Consider the following 6,938-nt stretch of genomic DNA (forward strand, 5'->3'; position numbering starts at 1 on the left):
TCTCCTGGCAGGAACATCGCGTCGAGGGCAGGCACGTCGGCGTTGACGGGGACCAGATAGTCGGACATGTTGGCGTTCACGACGCGACCGTCGCGGTGGTCCAGTTGAGTTCCCTCCAGCAGGGCCATTCCTATCCCCATCACCATCGCCCCGATCGCTTGGCTGTGCGCAAGCCTCGGGTTGATGATCCGTCCGCCGTCATAGCAGCCGAACACCCGGCGAACCCGAACCCGGCCCAGTGCTTCGTCGACGCCTACCTCGGCGAACACCGCCCCGTAGGCGTACATCGAGAACCGGGTGTCGGCGTCGTCAGGGGTATAGGTCGCCTTGGCTTCGAGGCTCGGCCAGCCCTTGCGGCGCAACAGGTCGTGATATCTCTCTCCGGTGCCGGGGCTGTCCCTGAGGTACATGCGGCCGTCGGCCACGGCAACGCGCTGCGGGACGGCTCCATGCAGCGGCGAACCCGGATCGACAATGGCGGTGCGAATGAAGTTGTCCCGCAACGAATTCGCAGCCTGCGACACTGCCGAACCCACACTGACCATCGTGCGCGAGCCGGAGTGCGACGGGGCGTTGGGAAACCGACTGTCCCCGAGGGCGAATCTGGTGTGCGGCAAGGGTATGCCGAGTCCATCCGCGGCGACCTGAGACATCGAGGTGTACGTGCCGGGGCCCATGTCGCAGGTGGCGCTGTACGCGTCGGCCGTGCCGTCGCCGTTGACGCGCACGAGCGCATCGCATGGACTGCGGTTGACGTGGTAACCGGCCGCTGCCACCCCCATGCCGACCAGCTCGTGTCCGTCTCGCACCGACCGAGGTGTGGCGTTGCGTCGGTCCCAGCCGAACGTCTTGGCGCCTTGCTCGAGGCAGTCGCGCAGACGGTGGGTCGAGAACGGCAATCCGGTGGTCTGATCGTGAGCGGGTTCGTTGCGGAGCCGCAGCTCGATGGGATCGATCCCCACCCGGTGTGCCAGGTCGTCGATCCCGGATTCCAGGACGAACGAACCCGGGGTGGCGCCAGGGCCGCGCATCGGGCATCCGACGTTGACGTCAAGCGGCACCACCCGGTAGGTCGAGCGCATGTTCGGACTGTCGTAGAGGAACTTCGCAGGCCCCGTGATGCTGTCCTCGAACGAGGCGTAGCGCGCGGACTCGGTACGCCCTTCGTGCACGATCGCGGACACAGTTCCCGCATGGTCGGCTCCGATGATCAGTCGTTGCCTGCTCGTCGGCCGATATCCGATCCCGCCGTACATCTGCTGGCGGGTCAACACGAGCTTGACCGGTTGGCGTACCTGTTTGGCGGCATACGCGGCCAGAAGTTGGTGGGGCCAGGTGCTGCCAGCGCTGCCGAAGGCTCCTCCGATGAACGGGCAGATGACCCGGACGTGATCCTCTGGAATGCCAAAGGCCTTGCCGTACGCCTCTTGCGCCGAGTTGATGCCCTGCGCCTTGTCCCAGACCGTCAACCGATCGCCGTCCCAGCTGGCCACCGACGATGGCAACTCCATGGGGTTGTGGTTGTAACGGATGATCGAAAAAGTCAGGTCCGACACCACGTTGGCCCTCACCAGGGCGCCGTCGGGGTCGCCACGGGTGTAGTCGGTCTGTCGTTCCCCAGGGTGCGGGACCGCCTGTGGCGAGTCGATGTCGGTGACGTGGGGGGCAGCGGCATAACTCACGGTGACCAACGATGCGGCGTGCGCGGCGGCTTCCATGGTGCGTGCCACCACGACGGCAACCGGCTGGCCGAAGTACGCGACGGCGCCAGGGTCGAACGGAAGGTGCACTCCTGGAAAGCGGTGGAGGACTCGAACCACGTCGGATTCTCGGCGCGCGGCCGAGGTGTCGATTCCCGAGACGGTTCCGCGCGCGATGGTGCTGCACACCAACGCGGCGTGCAGCAGGTTCGGCGCCGGATTGTCCGATGCGTAGCGCGCTGCGCCCGTGACCTTGAGGCGCCCGTCCACGCGGGCGATGGGTTGGCCCGTGACGGCTGCGACTGCGTCGACCGGATACGTCATCTCATCCCCGCCGGGTTGTGAATTGCGATGCACGAACCGAATCGACGGTAGTTGCCGAACCTGTGAGTCAGACCAACGCCGACGCGGCCGTGGATCCGCCCTAAGCCACTCGGCTGGAGGCACCTTCGGCGTCGGGGGGCACCACGCGCCGCGCACTCAGGCGCAAAGCCACTACCGAACCCGACCGGACGATGCCGACCGGCCCGGCGACGGCGAAGCGCGCGATGCCCGACGCGCGCAGAGCCCGACCGCTCTTGGCCTGCCAATAGCCGATTCGAATTCCCGCCAGGACGGGGATGACGAACCCGGCGAGACCGGAGGAGCCGCTCAGCAATCGGAGGATCTGCAAGGGCGACAACGCGTTTGCATTGAGGCCGGGTGACCGTCTACGGATGGTCACGCCTTCGGTCATGGCAGGGTCTCGACCACCGCGGCGCCCAACGACGGGACGACCTCGGCCGCGAGATGCGTCAGTGGCAACGTTTCAGGGACGGTCGACGTCGTGGTCGTGGTCGACGGGGGACGGGTCTGGACTGGACGTGACCTGGCTCGTGGCCGGCTCGACCACGGCGGGAACGGTGACCGTGGCTGAATCCGTCGTCGTCGCCGTCGGTGGGCCGCGTCCGCGGGCGAGGCCGGAGCGTCGTTGACGGGCGTCGCAGGGTCCGCAAAGTCCATCGTCGTGACGGCAGGGGCATCGGGTCGGAGGGGTTGGATCGTTCGTGCTCGCAGCGTCATTGGTCGAGGGTGCGGGGTCGTCGATCCGTTCGGTGTCGGACTTGGGCGCCGTCGGCTCGTTGTTCGGCGCCGTGTGCGACGCCTCGCTGGCACTGACCACCGCGCTGCGCCGCGCAAGCATCGACGCACCTGCGGCGACTCTCCAGTGCGAAGCAGTCACGCTCTCCCCTTGGCCCCATGGAAAGCCGCCCCCGGCGGCCAACGGTGCGAGCAGTCTGCCTCGCCGCCGTCGGCGATGGCGTCGTGACTGCACTCGAGCCCTGCCGTTGGCGATTCGACCGATGTTAGCTGCGTGCTCACCGCACCGTGGCGAAGAACGTCCTGACGTCGTCGACCCAGAGTTCGGGTTGTTCGAATGCCGCGAAGTGCCCGCCGCGTGGCATCGTGCTCCAGTGGGTGATGTTGTAGTCCGCTTCGCACCACGACCGCGGTGGGCGGCTGATCTCCTTCGGGAATGACGCCACACCCGTCGGCAGTTCGACGCGGCCGCCCGATCCGAAGGCCGCCATGCTCTCCCAGTAGAGCCGCGCCGAGGACGCGCCGGTTGCAGTCACCCAATACAGCGTCACGTTGTCGAGCAGTTCGTCGCGACTGAGCGCGTTCTCGGGATGACCGTCGCAGTCGGTCCACGACCAGAACTTCTCGATGATCCATGCGAGCTGCGCGGCGGGAGAGTCGACGAGGCCGTAGCCGAGCGTCTGCGGCCTGGTGGCCTGTTGCTTGTAGTAACCGGAATCCAGACGCCGGTAGTAGTCCAGCGCCGCCAGCGCGACCTTCTCCTCGTCGGTCGGGTTCTCCAGGGCACTCGCCGGTGGGCTACCGATGGGCATGTTCGTGTGGATTCCTACGCAGTGCCCGACGTTGCGCCCGATCTCCGTCGTCACGGCGGCACCCCAATCGCCACCCTGGGCCCCGTACCGGTCGTAGCCGAGCCTCACCATCAGGGTCTCCCACGCCCGTGCGATCTTGCCGGTGTTCCAGCCCGTCGCGGTGGGCTTGCCGGAGAACCCGTAACCGGGCAGTGACGGGCACACCACGTGGAAGGCGTCCTCCGCCCTTCCGCCGTGCGACGTGGGATCGACCAGCGGCGCGATCACCTTCTGGAATTCGACGATCGAGCCGGGCCACCCGTGCGTGATGACGAGCGGTAACGCATCGGGATGGGGAGAGCGCTGATGGACGAAATGTATTGACAGGCCCTCGATCTCGGTCGTGAACTGGTCGAATTCGTTCAGTGCCGCCTCGCGGGGTCGCCAGTCGTAGTCGGTACCCCAGTACGTTGCGAGTTCGCGCGCGTACGCCAATGGTATGCCCTGACTCCAGTCCTCGACGCACTCCGCCTCGGGCCAGCGGGTGTCGGCCAGGCGGCGACGCAGGTCGGCGAGTACGTCGTCGGGCACGGCGATGCGGAAGGGCTCAACGGTCGTCATGGTCGCCATTGTGGTCTCCGGCGTCGTGCGGAACTGACACCTGGGTGGCCTCGGCCCTGCCACGAAGCGCCACGGAGCCGTGCGTCGTCCACCGTCGCGCTTCGGCGTCCTCGGCGCGGGAGGTGGCGGGCCGCGAGGCCATCACTCTGCCCGGTGTCGACTTCGCCGTGTCGGCGAGTCGCGCGGCCTCGTTGACCGGATCGCCGATCGCCGTGTACCCGTAGCGATTCTCTGCGCCGATGTTGCCTGCGAAGAGGGGCCCTGCCGAAACACCGATGCCGAACTCGACCACGGGCAGCCGTCTCAGGGCGGCGGCGAGTGCGCGGGCGGCGGCCGGCACCCATACCAGGCCAATCATTACGGCCAGTCGTAATATTCGTCAAGCCGTAATTCTGACCCCTAGGTTGATCACCCTGTCGAGCTGTGTACAGTTGTTCACCCAGTAGGGACGTGGTTGCCTCGTGCACCCCCCAGGCCACTGACGTGCGAGAAGAATTCGCCGAAAGGACTTGTCGCCATGACGTTTTCACTCGAGTTGTCCGATGACGTCATTGAAGTGCGTGACTGGGTCCATGACTTCGCCGAACGGGTCGTCCGGCCGGCAGCTGCCGAATGGGACGAGCGCGAGGAGACGCCGTGGCCCATCATCCAAGAGGCAGCCAAGGTCGGCCTCTACTCGGTGGAGCTGTTCGCCACCCAGGCCGCCGAGCCGAGTGGTCTAGGCATCCTCACGGTGTTCGAGGAGATGTTCTGGGGTGATGCGGGCATCGCCCTATCGATCCTGGGCACGGGCCTCGCCGCCGCGTCGCTCGCGGCCACCGGAACGCCCGAGCAGCTGGGGGAGTGGCTCCCGCAGATGTTCGGCACGGTGGACGAGCCACTCCTGGCGTCCTTCTGCGCGTCGGAGCCGGGCGCCGGCTCGGACGTGTCGGCCATCATCACCCGGGCGCGTTACGACGAAGCCACCCACGAGTGGGTCATCAACGGCACGAAGACCTGGGCGACGAACGGAGGCATCGCCAACGTCCACATCGTCGTAGCCTCGGTTCATCCCGAACTGGGGTCCCGCGGTCAGGCCACGTTCATCATCCCGCCCGGCACGAAGGGTTTCTGTCAGGGACAGAAGTTCAAGAAGCACGGCATCCGCGCCTCACACACCGCGGAGGTCGTTCTGGACGACGTCCGGATTCCCGGCAGGCTCATCATCGGCGGCAAGGACAAGTTCGACGAGCGGATCGCCAAGGCGCGCGAGGGCAAGAGCTCGGCGGGTCAAGCGGCGATGAAGACGTTCGAGCGGACGCGCCCGACGGTCGGCGCGATGGCCCTCGGCGTGGCACGCGCGGCTTACGAGTACGCGCTCGAATACGCCCAGCAGCGCGAGCAGTTCGGCCGCAAGATCGGTGACTTCCAGGTGATCGCGTTCAAGCTCGCCGACATGAAGACCAGGATCGACACCGCCCGACTGCTGGTGTGGCGGGCGGGCTGGATGGCGCGCAACAACAAGCCGTTCGTCAACGCCGAGGGCTCGATGGCCAAGCTCGCGGCGAGCGAGACCGCCGTCTACGTGACCGACGAGGCCATCCAGATCCTCGGCGGAAACGGCTACACGCGGGACTACCCCGTGGAGCGCATGCACCGCGACGCCAAGATCTTCACGATCTTCGAGGGCACCAGCGAGATCCAGCGGCTGGTCATGGCAAGGGCGATCACCGGGCTGCCGCTCAAATAGCCGAACGGCTGCGGCCTATCGGAGAACGACGAACCAGATCGCGATGTAGTGGCAGATCGCTGCCGCAGCGGTGAACGCGTGGAAGAACTCGTGATAGCCGAACGTCTGTGGCCACGGGTTGGGCCATCGCACGCCATAGAGCACGGCTCCGATGTTGTACAGCACCCCACCGGCGAGCAGCAGGGCGACGACGACGACGCCACCACCGGACAGAAGCGTCGGCGCGAACCAGATGGCCGCGTAACCGAGCAGGAGGTACGACGGCACGCCGACCCACCTGGGCGAGGACGGCCAGAACATCTTCAGTGCCACCCCGGCCGCCGCGCCGGCGTAGACGATGGTCAAAACCAGCTCAGCGGTGCGTGGCGGCATGGCAAGGAGCACGAAGGGCGTGTAGCTACCGGCGATGAAGATGAAGATCATCGAGTGGTCGGCTCGCTTCATCCACTTCCGTGCATCCAGGCTCTTCCATTGAACGCGGTGGTAGATCGCGCTGACGGTGAACATGCCGACGATCGTCGCCGTGTAGACGAGGGTCGCCAGCCCGGCCTTCGGTGACGCCACCAGCCATGCGACGGGCACCAGCACCGCACCTGCGACGATGGCGGTGGCAGCGCAGACGAGGTGAATCAGCCCACGGGCGCGAGGCGCGTGAAAGAAGTCGGTGAACGTGTCGGCGAGCACCTGCGGAAGGTCGTCGTCACCGCGCAGGATCTCCGGGATGTCCTCGTCGACGGCCGAACCCTTCGAGGCGGCAGAACCGGTGATCATGCCGCTCATGTCGAAACCGATCTGTGCTCGTTCAAGACGTCTCCGCAGTCGAGGTTGAGCCGTTGCCAATCGGCGGGCTACCGCAGTAGACGGTCAAGCCCAGAACGAGGCTACAGAAGATGCCGCGATCTTGATCGGCTGACCTGCCGTCCGTGAGGTGAACCTATGGTGTCGATCCGGTCACTTTCGCGTACAGACGACCAGAATGAGCAACACTCCCACTCCCTGGTACGGCCGGTGTTCGCG

At 66.4% G+C, this 6,938-nt stretch carries 6 protein-coding genes and 1 pseudogene; 1 reads left to right on the forward strand and 6 read right to left on the reverse strand.

The features are described 5' to 3' along the window. From QOI01_RS24970 to QOI01_RS24990, 5 genes and pseudogenes are all read right to left on the reverse strand, one after another. Positions 1-2,024, reverse strand: a 2,024-nt coding sequence (locus QOI01_RS24970; RefSeq protein ID WP_526385751.1) for a xanthine dehydrogenase family protein molybdopterin-binding subunit, incomplete at its 3' end; no start/stop codon positions are given. Positions 2,025-2,124: 100 nt separating this feature from the next. After that, positions 2,125-2,436, reverse strand: coding sequence for a hypothetical protein (locus QOI01_RS24975; RefSeq protein WP_526385753.1), 312 nt, complete (start codon positions 2,434-2,436; stop codon positions 2,125-2,127). A gap of 72 nt (positions 2,437-2,508) precedes the next feature. Further along, entirely contained in the window at positions 2,509-2,922 is a 414-nt protein-coding gene (locus QOI01_RS24980) for a hypothetical protein (protein WP_526385755.1), read from the reverse strand. 136 nt (positions 2,923-3,058) lie between these two features. Then, positions 3,059-4,192, reverse strand: a complete 1,134-nt coding sequence (locus QOI01_RS24985) for an alpha/beta fold hydrolase (RefSeq protein WP_526385756.1) — start codon at positions 4,190-4,192, stop codon at positions 3,059-3,061. Next, positions 4,179-4,526: pseudogene (locus QOI01_RS24990) on the reverse strand (adenylate/guanylate cyclase domain-containing protein); the annotation flags it as partial. The pseudogene QOI01_RS24990 and the gene QOI01_RS24985, both read right to left, overlap by 14 nt. A 183-nt stretch (positions 4,527-4,709) precedes the next feature. On the opposite strand from QOI01_RS24990, the gene QOI01_RS24995 reads away from it, so the two are divergent. After that, a complete protein-coding gene (locus QOI01_RS24995; RefSeq protein ID WP_526385758.1) occupies positions 4,710-5,921 on the forward strand; it encodes an acyl-CoA dehydrogenase family protein in 1,212 nt (403 codons plus the stop codon). Between the two features lie 15 nt (positions 5,922-5,936). Here QOI01_RS24995 and trhA read toward each other — a convergent pair whose 3' ends face one another. Further along, positions 5,937-6,701, reverse strand: coding sequence for a PAQR family membrane homeostasis protein TrhA (gene trhA, locus QOI01_RS25000; protein WP_526385760.1), 765 nt, complete (start codon positions 6,699-6,701; stop codon positions 5,937-5,939). Between the last annotated feature and the right edge of the window lie 237 nt (positions 6,702-6,938).

This window comes from Mycobacterium sp., from assembly GCF_032162605.1.
GTDB lineage: Bacteria > Actinomycetota > Actinomycetes > Mycobacteriales > Mycobacteriaceae > Mycobacterium.

What these genes read in the sequence shown, in the direction of transcription:
- QOI01_RS24985 (WP_526385756.1), bottom strand. Translation starts at nt 4,192, where the DNA reads ATGACGACCGTTGAGCCCTTCCGCATCGCCGTGCCCGACGACGTACTC.
- trhA (WP_526385760.1), bottom strand. Translation starts at nt 6,701, where the DNA reads ATGAGCGGCATGATCACCGGTTCTGCCGCCTCGAAGGGTTCGGCCGTC.
- QOI01_RS24975 (WP_526385753.1), bottom strand. Translation starts at nt 2,436, where the DNA reads ATGACCGAAGGCGTGACCATCCGTAGACGGTCACCCGGCCTCAATGCA.
- QOI01_RS24995 (WP_526385758.1), top strand. Translation starts at nt 4,710, where the DNA reads ATGACGTTTTCACTCGAGTTGTCCGATGACGTCATTGAAGTGCGTGAC.